We start from the raw sequence: 17,872 nt of genomic DNA on the forward strand, positions 1-17,872 counted from the left end.
TCGGGGCCCTGGCCGCGCAACTGATCCGCCATCGCCACGACCCGGTCGAGTACCCGCTCGCTCATGTTGGTGTCCTTACGTCTGGGGGGCTTAGTAATGGTCTACCGCAGTTGGTGTCTCAGCCGAAGCTGTTCCCGATGAGCGGAAGCAAAAGCGGTGAGATTTGAATGCACAATTCGGCGCTCACGGCCGGGCCTGGCACGCCACATCGGGCCCCCGGGTCGCAGGAACCGTCTGCCTCCCAAAAACGCGCGAGCCCGATGGCCGGGACAACGTCACCACAGTGTCCGGTGACCGGGAACCGGCCCCGGGCAGTCGGGGTGACAGGACATACAGTCTGTGCCTGTGAGTAGCGCGGAGCCGGTCGACGTCGTCGTGGTCGGCGCCGGGTTCGCCGGCCTCTCGCAGAAGGCGACATGAGCGGGCGATTCACTGAACGCTCACCGCGCTTGCGCGCTTCGCGCGGCAAGGGACGGCGGGAATGATGGGAGCCGACGGCGGCGGCGCACCGGCATATCAACCGCTCGCCCAGTCCGTTCGCCGGCTGATCGACGTGACGATCCGCACCGAGGCCGACGCCGGTACCGTTGCGGCGGCGAAGACGCACATCGATTGCGCCGTGGAGCAATTGAGCGAAAGTCTCATGCCGGGCTCGTTCGGTGTTCGCCAAGCCCCCGATGGACAACCCGTCGCCTCCGGCAACGTGATGATCGGCGCGCGCAACCCCGTCGCACCGCCGCTGGTCATTCACCGCGACGCCGGTGGTGTCGTCTGGACGGAGATCACGCTGGGCGCCGCTTACGAAGGCCCGCCAGGACACGTCCATGGCGGGGTGTGCGCGTTGGTCCTCGACCACGTCCTGGGCGCGACTGCGCACGAACCCGGTCGACCGGCCTATACCGGCACGCTCACGCTGCGCTATGTCCGGGGGACCCCGCTAGGTCTGGTGCGGGCACAAGCGTGGGTCGACCGCGTCGAGGGCGTGAAAATCTTCGCGAAGGGGGAGATCACCGACGCCCGGGGGATGACGGTCGGTGCGGAAGGCGTGTTCATCAGGCCGCGCGGTGACCGTGACTGAGGGACTCACGGCCGATCGGTGACGGCCTCCGCCGAAATCCGATGCTGTTCGCGGTCCACCAATCTCAGCGCACGCGCGGCCTTGGCGGGAGCTTGGAGCAGTGCGGTGTGCGGCGCCCGGGATCCGTTGTGCTGCGGCGATTGCGGGGCAGTGGCGGATTCGTCGAGTTCGGGGTCGTCGGCGGTGGGCGGTGAGTCGTCGTCCCGGCGGCCCTGCCGCAGCCGGTTCGTGGCGGCGACGGCGAGGACGGCGGCCGTGGCGGTGCCCAGCCCCTGCGCCCAGCCCAGGGGGCCGACCGGCGTGCAGCCCAGGAGTTGGCTGATTCCCGGGGTGCTGATCATCGCGGTGAATGCGGCGAACGAGCCCGCGGCGGTGAGCAGCACCAACGGCGCGTGCGAATCGACCACCGTCTGGCCCAGCTCGACGGCGACCAACGAGATCAAAGCGACGGTGGAGGCCCGCTGCGGCAGCCCGGTGACCGAGGCCATCGCCCAGGCCGTCGTGGCGGCGGTGGCGGTCAGCGCCCCCCGCGCGGCGACGGTTCGTCGGAGGGCGCCTTCGTCGATGCCGCGGCCGACGCGTTGCACGGGCCCCGCCGGCGTGCTGACCGCGACCGCCGGGCCGGGCAACGCGTCGGTGAGCATGTTGATCAGCAGCAACTGCCTGGTGTTGAGCGGGGAGGTTCCGGTGAGCGCCGTGCCGATGACCGAGAAAATCACCTCGCCGGCGTTGCCACCCAGCAGGCCGGCGACGGCCGCCTGGACCCCGCGCCACAGCCGGCGTCCCTCGTCGATGGCGGCCACCAGCGTCTCGATGCGGCCGTCGGTGAGGACCAGGTCGGCGGTCGTATGGGCGGAGTCGCTGCCGCGCGCGACCACACCGACGCCGACGCTTGCCGCCCGGATGGCGGCGGCGTCGTTGGCGCCGTCGCCGACCATGGCGCTCACCCGCCCGCTGCGCTCGAGCGTCTGGACTACCTGCACCTTGTTCTCGGGCGACATCCGGGCGAAGATCACCCGCTCGGAGACCGCGCCCTGCTGGTCGTGCCGCGACAGGGCGTTCCACTCGGACCCGGTGATCACCTGGTCCGCGCTCACCGACATCCCCAGTTCGCGGGCGATGGCCGTGGCGGTGACGGGATGGTCGCCGGTGATCAGCCGGATCGCGACGCCGCGTGCGGCCAGGTCCGCCAGCAGTTGGGGCGCCTTTGGGCGCGGGGTGTCCGACAGGCCCAGGAAACCGGTGAGCGTCAAGCCGGTCGCGCACAAACCGGTGATGCCGTCGGGGTCTTTGCGCAACGCTCGCGCCTGCGCCGCGGTCAGGCGGCGTTGGGCCACCGCGATCGTTCGCAGCCCCGCCGTCGTCAGGGCCGCGACCGCGCTGTCCGCCTCCCCGCCCGCTTCCCCGCAGGCCGCCAGGACCACTTCCGGTGCGCCCTTGACGGTCAACTGGGTACCCGTCACCGACGCCGAGAACGCCCGGCCCGACCGGAACGGCAGGTGCGCGTCGGGCCCGGGTCGCGGAGCGGACCCCGCCACCGCGTCGGCCGCCTTGATGATGGCTTCGTCGGTGGCGTGCACGTGCGGGTTGCCGTCGTCCGCCGGTGCGGCCTGGGCGGCGCACCGCAGGACGTCATCGCGGGAATGGCCCGCCGCCGGGTGCACCTCAGCGACGCGGAGCCGGTTCTCGCTCAGCGTTCCGGTCTTGTCGAAGCAGACCACCTCGACGCGGCCGAGCGCCTCGGCCGCGCGCGGCACCCGCACCAGCGCACCGCATTCGCCCAGCCGCTGGGCCGAAGCGGACTGGGCGAGGGTGGCCATCAGCGGCATGCCCTCGGGCACGGCCGCCACGGCGACGGCGATGGCGCTGCCGAGGGCTTGGCGCAGGCCGCCGGCGCGCAGCAGGCCGAGCGCACCGACCAGGATGCCGCCGCCCGCGCTGAACGGGAAGGCGCGGCTCATCAACTGGCTGAGTTGATGGTGCAGGCCGACCGTCGGCAGTTCGCCCGACGCCAGTTCGGCGGCGCGGCGGCTCTGGGTGTCGGCCCCGACGGCGGTGACCAGCGCGACCGCGGTGCCGGCCACCACGGTGGTGCCGGCGTAGATCATGCAGCGGCGCTCGGCCAGTTCGGCCCCGGGCGTCGCCTCGACCTGCTTCTGAACCGAAAGGGATTCACCGGTCAGCGAGGATTCGTCGACCTCGAGGTCGTGCGCTTCGATCACTCGGGCGTCGGCGGGCACCACCTCGTCGCTGCGTACCTCGATCACGTCGCCGGGCCGCAGCTGCTCGATGACGACTTCTCGGTAGCCGCGTGCGTCGCCGGGCTCCTCGGTGACCACGCGGGCCGGCGGGGTCTGCTGAGCAAGCAGGCGGTTCAGCCGGTTCTCGGCCCGAAGCTGTTGGGCCGTCGACAGTAACGCGTTCCCGGTCAGCACCGTGCCGACCAGTACCGCGTCGGTCGGCGACCCCAGCACCGCGGTGGCCGCCGAGCACAATCCGAGGATTGGTGTCAACGGGTCACCGGTCAGCTCGGCGAAGGCGGCCCTGGCGAATTCCCACGCCGCGGCGGGGAACCCCGCGCCGTCTTGCTCGGGATCCGCTGCGGCGGCGGGCTCGTCGGGGTCGCGCAGCGACGCCAGCACTTCGCGGGCCCGCTCCGCCGACATCGCGTGCCACTCGAACGCCGGCGCCGGCCGGGGCACGGGTGTGCGAATCGTGCCGAGCGCCAACAGGTATCCCGACAGCAGCCCCGCGACGGCGCCGATGGTCACCGGGCCCGGTCCGCGCAACCTGCGCACCCCGGGCACCATGAACAACGCGCCCAGCGCCGAGGCGCCCACCGAGATCGCGATGCCCTGCTGGCTCGCCCTCCTGGCCGCCGGTAGCGCATGCAGCACCCGCCACGCTCCGGCCAGGTCGTCGAGCATCAGGTCGGCGTTCCAGGGCGGCGGGGCATCGGCGCCCGGCCTGATACCCAGCGCCACGTCGGCGCCCGAAAGGGCCTGCGCGCCAGCAGAGGACAGCGCCGCGACGGTGTGCCCGTCCCGTTGCAGCGCGGACACCGCATCGGCGAGGGCGCCGTCGATGTCGCCGCCGCCGACCGGGTGGACGTCGTCGAAGGCGGGACGCAGGTCACCGAGCAGGTCGGTGTCGACCGACACCAGGCGCGCCCCGGAGTCGCGCGCGCGGGTGATCAGCGCCGCCGCGAGCGGGTGTGGGGCCGGGGCGATGAGCGCCTCGACGGCATCGCCGCCGTCCCCTCCGTCGGTGGCGTCCACGGGACTGCGGTGCCAGCCCGGGGCCGGGCCCTCGTCGAGCAGCGCCTGCGCACGGGCCCAGGCCGTCAGCATGTCGTCGTCGCGGGCGCCGCGGACGCGAACCACCCGCATCTGGGCGTCGCACAGCACGCGGGGATCGATCAGCACCGCATCGACCTTGTCGAGCCGCCGCAGGCTTTCGGGCCGCAGGGGTAGCACCGCGTGCCGGTCGGCCAGGCCGCGCCCGAGGGTGGTGGCGAACGCCTCGTGCGTGGTGCGCATCGCCTTCGGCGAGGTCGCCAGCGCGGCGTTGGACGCCATGGTGACGTTGCGCGTGAGCCCCCCCGTCAGGCCGACACCGATCAGCTGGGCCCACGCGACGCGCTTCCCATGACGTTCGATCGGGCCGGCCGGGGCGGGAACCGCGCGCGGCAAGTGGTGCAGTTCCGATTCGTCGGCATGCCGGGCCAATTCCGGCTCATAGCGGGCCCATGCCCGAGCGGCGGCACGGGACTCGGCGGCCTTGAAACCTTGCATCGCCAGGTCGACGGACAGCTTCGCCGGTGACAACGTGACGACATGTGCGGCGGTGCTGAACACCGACAATGCGGTGTCCGTTGCGCCGGGGCCGATCCCGCCCTCGAGCGCGCGACGCAGCCACGGTTGGTGATTCGCGATCGCCGACACGGCCTCGACGGCGATCGGCGCAGCCGGCAACCGCAACGCCCGGCCGGCGACCGCGACCGCGAACCCGGCGGCGTTGACGGCGACCATCGCGCCGCGCGTGACCAACAGCAACCCGTCGCCGGGCAGGCTGTCAGGCCGCGTTGAGTCGCTTGTCCCGTAATCCTTTTCGAGGTCGTCGAGCACCGAGCAGAGGTCGTCGAGCGATGCCGCGTCGTCGTCGATCTCGACAACGGCTCGCGACAACGGACGGTTCAGGCTGACCCGGGTGACGCCGGGCTGGGCCCGCAGCGCGGCAACGACGGCGCGACCACGCGCCGCCCCGCTCATACCGTCGACGCCGCGCACCTCGATCCACAGGCGGCCCTCGCCGCGCCCGCACCGCCGGCTCAGCGTGGAGCGAGAAACGTCACCGGCGAGCACCTTTGCGCCCACGCGGACGGGCAGCGTGGCGACGTCAAGGCCGGCGGCGGCCAACTTGGCGGCCGCGTCGCCAAGTCCCGCGGCGGCCCCGAGCCCCGTCGAGATGACCCGCAGCGGCGAAAGCTGTCGCACGCGCAACCCCTTTCAAGCACAAGACGAATGGTTGCTTCGCGGTTATTCGCGAGGGAATGCCGCCGACCGACGCTGGCCGACGACTGCAAACCCGACCAACCTAACCCGGGGTCAAGGACCCAGCAACTTGAGACGGGTACGGGTAAAGAACATGTAACAAGTGATCGCGGCTGTTAGGGCCGCTCGATCAAAATGTTCGGGCCGCCTGATTCGCAGATTGAGCAAACCCCAATGGGCCGAGGTGGTTACCCACGCAGCGGAGGGAAGCCGGTACGCCCTCGATGGTCTAGCCGTGCGTCCTAACGTGTGGGGGATCAGCAGCGGCCGGCCGCCGCGATCCCGGCGATGAGGAGCAACCATGAGTGACATCGACGAGCTGTCCGCGCGGCTGCGCCGACTCGAGGACGAGCGCGACATCGCCCGCCTGATCGCCTCGTACGGTCCTGCGGTGGACGCCGGGGATGCCGAGGCCACTGCGGGACTGTGGGCGAGCGACGGCAGCTACGACGTCGACGGCTGGCGCATGGAGGGCCGGGCCGCCGTGCACGCCATGGTCGAGTCGTCGGCCCACCAGAAGCTGGTGGCCAAGGGGTGCTGTCACTTCCTGGGGCCGTGCGTCGTCACCGTCAGCGGCGATTCGGCGGTGGCACTGTGTGAGTCCCTGGTACTGATCCGCGACGGCGACGGATATCGCGTATGGCGTTGCACCGCAAACCATTTCGAGCTGGTCCGGGTCGGCGGGCAATGGCGGATCGGTGCGCGGACCAGCCGAATTCTGGACGGCAATCCCGCCGCCCACGCGTTGCTGACCGCGGGCCTGGCGGGGTCGGTCGCGGCGGAGTGAGATTCGGCCGCGCTCGCGATCGCCGGCCCGATGGCGGCGACCCGCATCGCCCGGCTTCGCCGCGCTCGCGATCGCCGCTCTAGACCCTAGAGAGAAACGCCAGCACGGTGCTCTCGAACGCCTCCTTGGCCTCGATCATCGCCCAGTGCCCGGAGTTCGGAAAGATGTGCAGCTCCGCATTCGGGATGGTGCGCATCGGAATCAGCGCCATGTCCGGCGGGCTCACGCGATCGTCGCGCCCCCAGGTCAGCAGGGTCGGCGCGGTCAGCTTGTGCATGACGGCCCACGGCATCGGCCGGTCGGACGCGGCCATCGCGGCGTTCATCGCGCCGAAGGCCGCTTTGCCGTACATGCGGCGCGCGGCGGCCAGCGTGTCCGGGTCGGTGGCGAGCTCCCAGCGTTCCTCGACCAGCTCCTCGGTGATCAGCGCCTGGTCGTAGACCATCGATTTCAGCCAGTCGACCAGGCGTTGCCGGGTGGGATCCTCGACGAACTCCTGCAGCAGCCGGATGCCCTCGCTGGGGCTCGGGCTGAAGATGTTGGTCCCGATGCCGCCGATGGTGACCAACCGGTCGACGCGGTCCGGGTTGTGGGTGGCGAAGTTGATGCCGACGCCGCCGCCCATCGAGTTCCCGACGATGTGCACCCGCTGGACGCCAAGCGCGTCCAGGAAGGGCTGCACGGTGCCGAACGCGGTCACCATCGGGTGACCGCCGAAGTCGTCGCTGACGCCGAACCCGGGAAACTCCAGGATCAGGCAGCGGAATCGCTCGGCGAACGCGGGGAGTATGCCGCGGAAGTTGCGCCACCCGGTGACGCCCGGTCCGGAGCCGTGCAGGAACAGCAACACCGGGCCGGATTGCGGGCCGCAGTCGTAGTAGCGCAAAGCGCCTTTGGGAGTGCTGATTTCGCGCAGGTCTTGCTGGGTAACGGTGTCTGCCACGGGTGTCACCTTGCCATGGCGTGGCGGTCAGCTCTGCTGGTGGCTCGATTCACTGCAATTCAGCAGCTCTTTGAGCGCTGCGGGAAAGGTGTCGGCGAGGTCCCAGAGGTCGGCAACCAGGTCGGGGCAGGAGATGAGGCCGATGCCCAGGCGGCCGTTGAGCGACATGACCGTGATGTTGAGTGCGGCGCCGCCGATGATCGGGCCGAGCGGATACATGGCGTCGACCCGGCAGCCCATGAAGTAGAGCTGTTCCTGCGGTCCGGGCACGTTGGACAGCACCAGGTTGTGCGGCGGTTTATCGGGCAGCGGTATCCGGGGCAGCAGCTTCTTCGCCGTGCCGAACATGGTCTGTCCGGCCACTTGCGTCCAGTCCTGCAGCAGGCTGGACCCCATGGCGGCGGCGTGGTCCTTGGCCGCGGCGTTGCCCTGAGCGATGCGCCTCAGCCGTTCGGCCGGATCCTCGATATGGGTCTCCAGCCGGCACAGCATCCACGTGGTCTGGTTGCGGCCCGGCCGGTCGGACTTGCCCCGCACCGAAACCGGCACGCTGGCCACCAACGGGCTGTCGGACAGCTCGTCGCGGTCCACCAGGAATTGCCGCAACGCGCCCGCGCACAGGGCGGTCACCACGTCGTTGACGGTGACGCCGAACCTGTTCTTGACCGTCTTGACGTCATCGAGGTCAAGGGTGGTCAAGGCGACGTTGCGGCGCCGCGTGAAGGGGCCGTTGAACGACGTCGGCGGCGCCGCGAACGGGGCGGCCATGGTCTGCCCGCCGCCGCGGGCCCGCAGCAGCGTTTGCGCCAGCGTCAGCGCGGTTGCCGGCACCACCTTGGCCAGGCGCCACGGCCGCAGTCCGGCGCCGATCAGTCCGGACGCGGCGATCTGCAGGGGATGCGCCCCGCCGGAACGGGCGGCGGGCTTCGGGGCCGGGGCGTCCGGCGCGGTGCTGCACAACTGGGCCAGCAGATTGGCCCCGCCGATCCCGTCGACCACCGCGTGGTGGGCCTTGAGGACGACGGCGAGCGCGTCACCGCCGTGCAGCCCCTCGATGACCCACATCTCCCACAGCGGGCGATCGCGGTCCAGCGCCAGCCCGGCGACGTGCCCGCAGATCTCCGCTAACTCCCTCGATCCTCCGGGCGCCGGCAGGGCGACCCGCTGCAGGTGGCGTGCGAGGTCGAAACGGTCGTCGTCGACCCAGACTGGGTGATCGAAGTTCAGCTGGTTGTCCGCCAGCTTGAGACGGAATTCGGGCACCGCGTCCACCCGCGCCGCCAGCGCGTCCCGAAACTGTCCGAAGGTGTAGCCGCCCGGGACGTGAGCCGGGTCCAGCTCCAGGATGCAGCAAACATTGAGCGGATGCGTCGGTGATTCGAGGTAGAGGAAGAACGCGTCTAATCCACTGAGTCGTTGCATATCCGCTCGTCCCGTTTGTGTGCTCTGACCGCTGGTCACATGACCTCTGGTCAGCGCCGGGCCCCACCGGCGAACGCAATCAGGGTCGACCGCAATCTCTAGGTGTGATTTCTATCTGTAGCCGTTTCGCCGTCTCAGGCAAACATGTGAGCGAGACATTCAACGAAATCGCCACCGGTGTTCACCGGGGCGCAGGACTCAGCCGCGCGCCGACCGCCTCGCCATGGCCGAGTCGGGGGCGGCCCAGTCGGTCGACACCTTGCGATGCCTGATCAGCCAGGCGTCGCCGTCGGGCACCAACATGTCGCGGTACCGGCCGAAATGGTCAAGGCCGGCGTGGGTGAACACCGTGAAGTACGGCCGAGCAGCGGCTCGAGGCCGCGAATCTCCAGGACGCCGTCGGCGCAGAACGTCTCGGCGAGGCCCGCCACGTCGCCGGCGTCACCCGCCCAGTTGTATCGCGCCAGGGTGTCGCGGATCCGCTCGCGCGCCACCAATTCCCAGTTCTCCACCGTCGTGACTCCTCGGGCGCAGCCTAATACGCGAAAGCGCAACCGCTACTTCACGATGTGGGGCCGAAAACCGAGGCGGTCGGAAGGTGTCACGCCGTTCAGGTCGAAGATCGCGATCAGGGCGCGCAGCAGCGCGGGGGACCAGTCCTCGAACGGCTGCGCGTCCAGTCGATCAAGGACTGCGGCGCGGAGATACTCGATGCCCGAGGGGTGTTGAGGATCGCTCATCGCGCATACCGATGGCGCGCGGGACCCGGTTCGGTGCTCAACGAGCCAGCTCCCTTCCCGACGAGTTTCTGGCGTCGACGCTAGGACCGCCGCCTCGCACTTGTACAGCCAACTGGCCAAATTCAAATGTGCATAGAAGATCGGCTATGGGATCGGGAACGCGGCGTTCGGCGCCGCTTATTCCGCATGCGGGAATGAATCCCGGCCCGGGGCCGTAGAACAACGCATGGAACTCAATGACGCCGCCCGCGACCTCATTGGCAGGGGCGCCGACGCCACCCTGGTGACCCTGAACCCCGACGGCAGCCCCCAAGTCAGCCTGGTGTGGGTCGCCTTGCAGTCCACCCCCGACGGGGACGAACTCGTCACCGCGCACCTGGCCGCTCACAAGAAAGTTCGCAACGTCCGCAACGACCCCCGGGTGGCCGTCACCATCGTGTCGCTCGACGGGGCGCACACCGGAATGCGGCCCTACCTCTCGATCGCCGGGACCGCACGGATCGTCGAGGGCGGCGCACCCGAGCTTCTCGCCCAACTCAACCCGATTCTGGGCGACCCGAGTACCAAGTTCCCGCCGGACGGCGCGCCGCCCGGGTTCCTGACCCGCATTCGCATCGACAGGGTCGGCGGCATCGGCCCCTGGGCGGCCTGACCCCGAATTTTGGGACTTCCGCGACGGTCGGTAGCGGAATACAGTGGGTGGGTGAAGACGGGCGAAGACGGCAGGCACCTGCGGACCTGCCCCCTCTGTGAAGCCATGTGCGGCTTGGACATTCACGTCGACGGCGGCAAGGTAACCAGCATCCGGGGCAACCGCGACGACGTGTGGAGCCGCGGGCACATCTGCCCGAAGGGCGTCTCACTTGCCGCGCTGCACGACGACCCCGACCGCATCCGCCGGCCCATGATCAAGGTCGACGGCGAATGGCGCGAGGTGAGCTGGGACGCGGCGTTTCGCCGCTGCACCGAGTTGCTGACGCCCGTGATCTCCAAGTACGGGATCGGGGCGGTCACCGCCTACACCGGCAACCCGCTGGCGCACTCGTTTTCCCTCGCCCGCTACGCGGGCGTGCTGATGGGGATGTCGGGGATGCCGGTCACGTATTCGCCGGGCACCGTCGACCAGTGGCCGAAGAATTTGTCGTCGCATCTGATGTACGGCCTCTGGTGGAACTTCCCCGTCCCCGACATCGAACGCACCGATCTGATGGTCATCATGGGCGCCAACCCCGCCGCGTCGCAGGGGTCGCTGCTGGCCGCGCCCGACGTGATGGGCCTGATCGAGGGGATCCGCAAGCGCGGCAAGGTCATTGTGATCGACCCGGTCCGCACGCAGACGGCGGCCCGGGCCGACGAATGGCTTCCGATCGTGCCGGGTACCGACGCCGCGCTGTTGCTGGCGGTGGCGCACACCCTGTTCGACGAAGACCTGATCCATCCCGGGCCGCACGTGGACGGCGTCGACACGATGCGGCGGGTCGCCGCGGATTGGCCACCGGAGCGCGTCAGCGCGGTCACGGGCATCGCCGAGGACCGGATCCGGCGTCTGGCCCGCGAGCTCGCCGGGACCGAAAGGTCGGTGGTGTACGGCCGAATCGGGTTGTGCAATCAGGAGTTCGGCAGCCTGGCCAGCTGGCTGGTCGACGTCGTCAACATCCTGACCGGGCATTTCGACGTACCCGGGGGAGCGATGTTCCCAAAGCCGGCGGCCTGGTCGATCACCACTCAGCCGCTGCCCGGCCTCGAGGGCGGTCTCCCGGAATTCGGCCGCTGGCACACCCGCGTGCGCGGGGCGAAGGAGGTGCTGGGCCAGGCCCCGGTGTCCTGCATGGCCGAGGAGATCGCCACCCCGGGCGACGGGCAACTCAAGGCGCTGATCACGGTCGCGGGCAACCCGGTGTTGTCCACGCCCGGCGGCGACAAGCTCGACGAGGTGCTGCCGATGCTGGAAGCGATGATCTCCGTTGACCTCTGGCTCAACGAGACGACGCGGCACGCCGACGTGATCCTGCCCGGCCTGTCGCCGCTCGAGCAACCGCACCACGACGATCTCATCCTGCTCTTCGCGATCCACAGCATCGCGAATTACTCGCCGCCCGTGTTCGATCCGGGCGACCGCCCGCACGAATGGGAGATCCTGATCCGCCTCACCGGCCTGTGCGCCGGCACGCCGGCCGAAGATGTCGACGTCGCCACGATCGACGACGGGTTCTTCGATTACCTGGCATTCACCCAAGGCCTCGACGGTGCGGAGATCCGCAAGCTGTACGAGCATGGTGGCCCCGAGCGCATGCTGGACCTGACGCTGCGAACCGGACCGTTCGGGGACCAGTACGGCAAGAATCCCGGCGGGTTGACGCTGGATCTGCTCAAGGCCAACCCCAACGGCATCGACTTCGGACCGATGGTGCCGCAACTCCCGGACATCCTGGGGACACCCGACAAGAAGATCCGGTTGGCGCCGCAGTACCTTCTCGATGACCTACCGCGGCTGGCCGCCAGAATGGAACGACCGGCCGAGCCGCTGGTTCTGGTGAGCCGCCGGCACCTTCGCTCGAACAACACCTGGCTACACAACGTGCCCGCGCTGATGAAGGGAAAGGACCGGTGCACGTTGCTGATTCATCCCGACGACGCGGCCAGGTGCGGCGTCACGGACAATGACGTCGTCACCGTCAAATCGGCGGCCGGCGAGATCAAGGTGCCCGTCGAGGTCACCGAAGCGATCAAACCGGGCGTGGTGTCGATGCCGCACGGCTGGGGGCATGGCAAGCCGGGCACCCGCATGGCGGTGGCCAACGGATCGCCGGGAGCGAACACGAATGTGCTTTCCCCGCCGACGTTTATCGACGAGCCGTCGGGCAACGGCGCGCTCAACGGCATACCGGTGACGATCATCGACGATCAGGCCCGATTCCGTCCCGCACAGAAACACTGAATTCGTGCTACCCCTCATCCCCCTATCGCTTGGTTAACGGCAGGCGCCGGTCTGTGGTTCATCTCACGCCGACCGCCTTTATCTGAACCGCCCGGTGGGGCCGCCCGTCGGCATAGGCATGACTGCAACAACACATCTCACTTCCCCCAGCGGGGCCGCTCAGCGTGGACGCGGCGCACCGCATATCGCCGGGGCCGCGGTGGCCTTCACCCCACACCGCTACAAGCAGGACGAAGTCGCCAGGGAATTAACCGAATTCACCGACCCGAGGTTCCTGCGTTTCGCGCAGACAACGGGGGTCGACCAGCGCAGCCTGGCGCTACCGCTCTCGCGCTACCCGCGGCTGAGCGGGTTCACCGAGGCGAACGACGCCTACCTCGAGGTCGCCGTCGACCTCGGCGAGCGCGCGATACGTTCGGCGTTGGAAGAAGCTGGCATCGAACCGCACGAGGTGGACACCATTGTCGTGGTATCGAGCACCGGCATCGCGGTGCCCACCATCGACGCGCGGCTGATGACCCGAATCGGGCTGCGGCCCAACGTCAAACGCGTCCCGCTGTTCGGCCTCGGCTGTGTGGCCGGCGCGGCCGGGATGGCGCGCGTCCACGACTACCTGCATGGCTACCCTCGCGACGTGGCGGTGCTGCTGTCGGTCGAGTTGTGTTCCCTCACGCTGCAGCGGGACGATACCTCGATCCCCGCGCTGATCGGGGTGTCCCTGTTCGGCGACGGCGCCGCCGCGATCGTCGCCGCGGGGTCAGATCGAAACCCGTTGAACGGCAAAGCCGGTCCGCGGGTGCTCGCCACCCGCAGCCGCGTGGTTCCGGAGACGGTCGACGTCATGGGGTGGAACGTCGGCTCCAGCGGATTCCAGCTCGTGATGTCGCGCGACGTCCCGAAGATGGCCGAAACCTATCTGAGGGGCGAGGTCGACGGTTTCCTCGCCGACCACGGGTTGTCGCTCGCGGACATCGCCACCTGGGTGTGTCATCCCGGCGGCCCCAAGGTGCTCGACTCGATCGAGGAGGCCCTGGACCTACCGCCGGAGGCCATGGTTCACAGCCGAGAGTCGATGCGGGACAACGGGAACGTCTCCTCCGTGTCGGTGCTCGACGTGTTGCGCCGGACCCTCGCGGAACCGCCGGCCGCAGGGTCGTACGGCGTCATGCTGGCGATGGGGCCGGGTTTCAGCTTCGAGCTGCTCCTGCTGCAGTGGTGAGGGGCGAGACCATGTACTACTACCTATTCATCCTGGCCGTCGGCGCGGAACGTCTGGTCGAGCTGGCAGTGTCGCAACGAAACACCAAATGGTCACTGGCCCATGGCGGCAAGGAGTTCGGCCGTGACCATTACCCGGCGATGGTCAGTATGCACACCCTGCTGCTGGCCTCGTGCGTCGTGGAGACCTGGGCCCTCGCCCGGCCGTTCATCCCGTGGCTGGGGTGGCCGATGCTCACCGTCGTGGTGCTCAGCACGGTGGTGCGCTGGCGCTGCGTGGCCGTGCTCGGCAGGCATTGGAACCCGAGGCTGATCGTCATCCCGGGCGCGCCGTTGGTCCGCGACGGGCTGTATCGCTGGGTACGCCACCCGAATTACGCGGCGGTCGCTGCGGAGGTGGCGGCGCTGCCGCTCGTTCACTCGGCGTGGCTCACGGCGATCGCGTTCAGCATCGCGAACGCGATCGTGCTCAGGGTGCGGATCCGTGCGGAGAACGCCGCATTGGGCTTGGTGTGAGGACTGCTTCGGCGATCACGGCGCGATGGGCCGATTCGTCCATTCCCGGTCGGGCCGGCGCGACGAGCGGAACCACCCGCCCGCCGCGCCGGTACCGCCGTCGGTCGGAATGGTGTGGCCGGTGACGAATGCGGACAAATCCGAGGCCAGGAACAAGATCACGCGGGCCTGGTCCTCGGGCTCGCCCATCCGGCCGACCGGAACCCACTGGGGCCACTGGGCCTGTTCCTCGTGAGACAGCCACTGCGAGTAGGGCACCTGCAGGGATTCGGTGACGTCGGGCGCAATCGCGTTGACCCGCACCCCATGCCCGCCCACCTGAACCGCGAGGCTTCGGGTGAACTGAATGACCGCGGCCTTGAACGCGGCATAGACCGGATCCTCGGGGTAACCGCGCAGCCCCTCGACGGAGGACACGTTGACGATCGCGCCGGCCCGGCGGGCGACCATCGCGGGCAGGAACGCGTGGGTGACGAGGAAGACGTGGTGCAGGTTGATGCGGTACAGCTCGTCCCAGAGCTGGGGATCGGTGTCGGCGAAGTTCCCCGGATGGCGCAGCCAGTGACCGACGTTGTTCACCAGCGCGTCCACCCGGCCGTAGCGATCCAGCACCGATCGCGCCATGTCGTCGACCGCCGCAGCGTCGCGGACGTCCGTGACCACCGCCACCGCCGACCCACCCGCGGCGGCGATCTCGTCGACGGTCCGTGCCGCAAGCCCGCCGTCGATGTCGACGATGACCACATGTGCGCCCTGGTGGGCGAACAGCCGCGCGGTCGCCGCACCGATGCCGCCGCCACCGCCTGTGACCACCGCGACGCGGTCGCCGAGCAGCGCGTCAGCGCGCGTTTCGTCCTTCATTGTTCATATCTTGGGCCACCGGGCGAAGCTGGTCGATGCCCGGGCCGGGAATCGCAGAATGTCGCTTTATACCCACCGGACACGGGTGGTAAACCGTGATGTAGCCAACATTCGTGCCGCCTTCACCTGAAGTTATTCGCGCCCCAGGGCGGGTATTCGGTGCGCACTTAGGAGGGAGCGCAATGGTGAGCACCGATCCGCATCGCTTATTGCCAAGTGGCGCAATGAAGCGGCGAGTCCACCATCGCCATAGCCCGCAGTCGTTCGCGGTCGCGTTGGCCAGCAGGCTGATCGTGAAAACCACGGTGCGCGCGTGGGCTTTTACCCCCAACTTGCACTGGCCGTTCGAATACGTCGATGGCTTGGCGGGATTGCTGCCGCGGTTCGGCATCTCGGCGAAGATCGAACCGGTCCGGCTGGAAAACTGCGCGGCCGAGTGGGTTTGCGCGCCGGGTGCCTCGACTGATCGCGCGATTCTGTATCTGCACGGCGGCGCCTTCCTCACTTGCGGTCTCAACACCCACCGGTCGGTCGTCACGCGCCTTTCCAAGGCCGCGGACGCCGCAGTTCTCACGGTCGGGTATCGAAAGTTGCCCAACCATCAGATCACCGACGCGATCGAGGACGGGATGAGCGGCCTTCGCTGGCTGCAAGATCGCGGCTTCGACGGCGACCGGGTGGTCGTGGCAGGCGACTCCGCCGGGGGGTACCTGGCGTTCATGACCACGCTGCTGGCCATCAGCAGCGAGCTGATGCGGCCCGCCGGCATCGCCACGATCTCGCCGTTCACCGACGCTGATCCGGGCCGAAAGCTGAGGCACCGCAACGCGCGCCGGTGCTCGATGTTCACCCGCGGCGCGCTGTCGATGTTCGCGCAATACCTCAGCCAGGCGCAGCTGGTGGACGGGCGCGAGGAGTCCACCGTGGCCTCACCGGTGGACGCCGACCTGTCCGACTTGCCGCCGGTCACCATCCACGCCAGCTCAGACGAATTGCTCCTGCCCGACGCCGAACTCATGGCAAAGCGCTTGGAAGCCAGTGGAATTCCGTGCGACCTGCATCTGTGGGACGGACAGATTCACGACTTCCCGCTGGCGGCCGACATCCTGCCCGAGGGCAGGCGGGCCATTGGACACATCGGAAAATTCATCAAGGAAGTCACCGCGGCGCCCCAGTCCTGGCGCCGCGACCTGCACGCGGTCGCTGGCTGACACGCTGCTGAAAGCGGCTGCGCCGCAATTCAAATGATGGACCGCCGGGCCACCTGTTCACCATCGCCGGGATCGATCACAGTCGGTTCACGCTGTCACGGCCCGTCGGGCCGGGCCTGCTGTCGCGGTGGGCCACTCTCCGGATCGCCGCCCGGCGGAGCGTCTGTGGTGGCGAGCCGCGGTGCCACGCCGTCGGCGATCGAAACGTCGTCGGGGAAACCATCGCCGCTCTCCGGCGTGAACGGCGGGTCGCCCGCCAGCCACCCGTCGAAAACTGGCGCTGCGCCGGGTGGCGCGGGTCCGGTAGAGATTCGGGGTCCCGATCCGCGCGGCTGCCGATACAGTTGGTCGTGATGAGCCGACCAACCCCACCCGTGTTGACGGTGCGGTACGAGGGAGCCGAGCGCACGTTCGCCGCGGGCAACGACGTAGCGATCGGGCGTGACCTTCGCGCCGACGTCCGCGTCGCGCATCCGCTGATCTCCCGCACCCATCTGATCGTCCGGTTCGACCAGGGCCGATGGGTCGCCGTCGACAACGGCAGCCTCAACGGGTTATTCGTCAACCATCAGCGTGTGCCCACGGTCGACATCCAGGACGGCCTACGCGTCAACATCGGCAATCCGGACGGCCCCGCCCTGACCTTCGAGGTGGGCCGCCACCAGGGGACGGCCGGCCGGCCGCCGCTGACGACGTCGATACCGATCGTCAACCCGGCCACCAGGCGGGCGAACGTCGACTTGCCCGCGCCCGAGGGTCCGATCACGGCCGTCAGCGTGCCCGGCTGCGCGCCCAGCGAGATGTCGTCCAGCAGTGTCTTGTTGTTCTCGATCGTCCAGGTCACGCCGCGCACGTCCAGGCCGCCGGTGCGGGTCGCGGTCGCGCTCTCGTCGCGGCGGGCCAGCGTGCCCCCGGCGAAGACGAGGTCGATGTTGCCGATGGTGACGACGTCGCCGTCGTGCAGCACGGCCGAATCGACCCGCGCCCCGTTGACGAAGGTGCCGTTGATGCTGCGGTTGTCATGGATCTCGGTGCCGTGCGGCGTCGGGATCAGGGTGGCGTGGTGGCGCGAGGCCAGCACCTCGGGGATGACGATGTCGTTGTCGTTGGCGCGGCCGATCTTGATCGCGCCCGGCGTCGACTCCAGCCCGGCCTTGCCCGGCCGCAGGATCTTCATCATCGACGTCGCCAGGTTCGAGGCGTCACCGGCGACGCGGCTCGTCTCCGGGCCGCCAGCTTGCGGGGGCGGCATATTCGGCGGTGTGCGGTAGATCTGGGGGGCGTGTTGCGGGCCGCTGGGCGGGGCCGCCGGTTGGCCACCGGTCGGGTGTCGCGGCTGCGGGCCCGACGGGTAACTCGGCATCGACCCGCTGGGCGGATGCATCGGCGTGGGACCGCTCGGGGGGACGGGCTGTGGTCCGCTGGGCAGATGCGTGGGCTGGCGGAAGGAGGCCGACGGCGACTGCTGGGGCTGGCCGGGCCATGATGCGCCGGTGGGCTGGCCGTGCGGGGCCGGCGGGCTCGCCGCGGTGGCCGGGTTGACGATCGGTATCGACGTCGTCAGCGGCGGCCGGCCGGCCGTCCCCTGGTGGCGGCCCACCTCGA

At 69.4% G+C, this 17,872-nt stretch carries 12 protein-coding genes and 3 pseudogenes; 8 read left to right on the forward strand and 7 right to left on the reverse strand.

The window, feature by feature from the left end:
• Positions 1 to 484 precede the first annotated feature (484 nt).
• Positions 485 to 1,078, forward strand: a complete 594-nt coding sequence (locus A9X03_RS22710) for a PaaI family thioesterase (protein ID WP_068263151.1) — start codon at positions 485 to 487, stop codon at positions 1,076 to 1,078.
• 5 nt (positions 1,079 to 1,083) lie between these two features.
• Here the strand turns inward: A9X03_RS22710 and A9X03_RS22715 are convergent, their stop codons facing one another.
• Positions 1,084 to 5,574 carry an HAD-IC family P-type ATPase gene (locus A9X03_RS22715; RefSeq protein ID WP_068263098.1) on the reverse strand — a complete coding sequence of 1,497 codons (4,491 nt, stop codon included), beginning with the start codon at positions 5,572 to 5,574 and terminating at the stop codon, positions 1,084 to 1,086.
• Positions 5,575 to 5,932: 358 nt separating this feature from the next.
• Between A9X03_RS22715 and A9X03_RS22720 the strand changes: the two genes are divergently transcribed.
• The gene (locus A9X03_RS22720; protein ID WP_068263102.1) at positions 5,933 to 6,418 is read left to right on the forward strand and encodes a nuclear transport factor 2 family protein; all 486 of its coding nucleotides are present in this window, start codon (positions 5,933 to 5,935) and stop codon (positions 6,416 to 6,418) included.
• 79 nt (positions 6,419 to 6,497) lie between these two features.
• Here A9X03_RS22720 and A9X03_RS22725 read toward each other — a convergent pair whose 3' ends face one another.
• The 4 genes and pseudogenes from A9X03_RS22725 to A9X03_RS22740 all read right to left on the reverse strand — a co-directional run bounded on the left by A9X03_RS22725 (position 6,498) and on the right by A9X03_RS22740 (position 9,523).
• A complete protein-coding gene (locus A9X03_RS22725; protein ID WP_197696129.1) occupies positions 6,498 to 7,370 on the reverse strand; it encodes an alpha/beta fold hydrolase in 873 nt (290 codons plus the stop codon).
• An 18-nt stretch (positions 7,371 to 7,388) separates the two neighbouring features.
• On the reverse strand, positions 7,389 to 8,783 hold the full coding sequence (locus tag A9X03_RS22730) for a wax ester/triacylglycerol synthase family O-acyltransferase (RefSeq protein WP_068263104.1): 1,395 nt from the start codon (positions 8,781 to 8,783) through the stop codon (positions 7,389 to 7,391).
• Positions 8,784 to 8,981: 198 nt separating this feature from the next.
• Positions 8,982 to 9,295: pseudogene (locus tag A9X03_RS22735) on the reverse strand (nuclear transport factor 2 family protein).
• 45 nt (positions 9,296 to 9,340) lie between these two features.
• Entirely contained in the window at positions 9,341 to 9,523 is a 183-nt protein-coding gene (locus A9X03_RS22740) for a hypothetical protein (RefSeq protein ID WP_068263107.1), read from the reverse strand.
• A gap of 226 nt (positions 9,524 to 9,749) precedes the next feature.
• Between A9X03_RS22740 and A9X03_RS22745 the strand changes: the two genes are divergently transcribed.
• From A9X03_RS22745 to A9X03_RS22760, 4 genes are all read left to right on the forward strand, one after another.
• Entirely contained in the window at positions 9,750 to 10,175 is a 426-nt protein-coding gene (locus tag A9X03_RS22745) for a PPOX class F420-dependent oxidoreductase (protein WP_068263113.1), read from the forward strand.
• 51 nt (positions 10,176 to 10,226) lie between these two features.
• Entirely contained in the window at positions 10,227 to 12,461 is a 2,235-nt protein-coding gene (locus A9X03_RS22750) for a molybdopterin-dependent oxidoreductase (RefSeq protein ID WP_068263116.1), read from the forward strand.
• 199 nt (positions 12,462 to 12,660) lie between these two features.
• A complete protein-coding gene (locus A9X03_RS22755; RefSeq protein WP_231975441.1) occupies positions 12,661 to 13,680 on the forward strand; it encodes a type III polyketide synthase in 1,020 nt (339 codons plus the stop codon).
• A gap of 11 nt (positions 13,681 to 13,691) precedes the next feature.
• Positions 13,692 to 14,195, forward strand: a complete 504-nt coding sequence (locus tag A9X03_RS22760) for an isoprenylcysteine carboxyl methyltransferase family protein (protein ID WP_067750300.1) — start codon at positions 13,692 to 13,694, stop codon at positions 14,193 to 14,195.
• Between the two features lie 15 nt (positions 14,196 to 14,210).
• Here A9X03_RS22760 and A9X03_RS22765 read toward each other — a convergent pair whose 3' ends face one another.
• Positions 14,211 to 15,056 (reverse strand): SDR family NAD(P)-dependent oxidoreductase, encoded by an 846-nt coding sequence (locus A9X03_RS22765; RefSeq protein ID WP_068263118.1) that lies wholly within the window; start codon positions 15,054 to 15,056, stop codon positions 14,211 to 14,213.
• A gap of 182 nt (positions 15,057 to 15,238) precedes the next feature.
• Between A9X03_RS22765 and A9X03_RS22770 the strand changes: the two genes are divergently transcribed.
• Both A9X03_RS22770 and A9X03_RS28780 read left to right on the forward strand, forming a co-directional pair.
• Complete coding sequence (locus A9X03_RS22770) at positions 15,239 to 16,267, forward strand: alpha/beta hydrolase (protein ID WP_068263134.1); 1,029 nt, start codon at positions 15,239 to 15,241, stop codon at positions 16,265 to 16,267.
• Positions 16,268 to 16,620: 353 nt separating this feature from the next.
• Positions 16,621 to 16,975 (forward strand): annotated as a pseudogene (locus A9X03_RS28780) (FHA domain-containing protein); the annotation flags it as partial.
• Here the strand turns inward: A9X03_RS28780 and A9X03_RS29425 are convergent.
• A pseudogene (locus tag A9X03_RS29425) lies at positions 16,974 to 17,872 on the reverse strand (FHA domain-containing protein); the annotation flags it as partial. The pseudogenes A9X03_RS28780 and A9X03_RS29425 sit on opposite strands and share 2 nt — an antisense overlap.

Source organism: Mycobacterium sp. E1715 (genome assembly GCF_001667625.1).
Lineage (GTDB): Bacteria > Actinomycetota > Actinomycetes > Mycobacteriales > Mycobacteriaceae > Mycobacterium.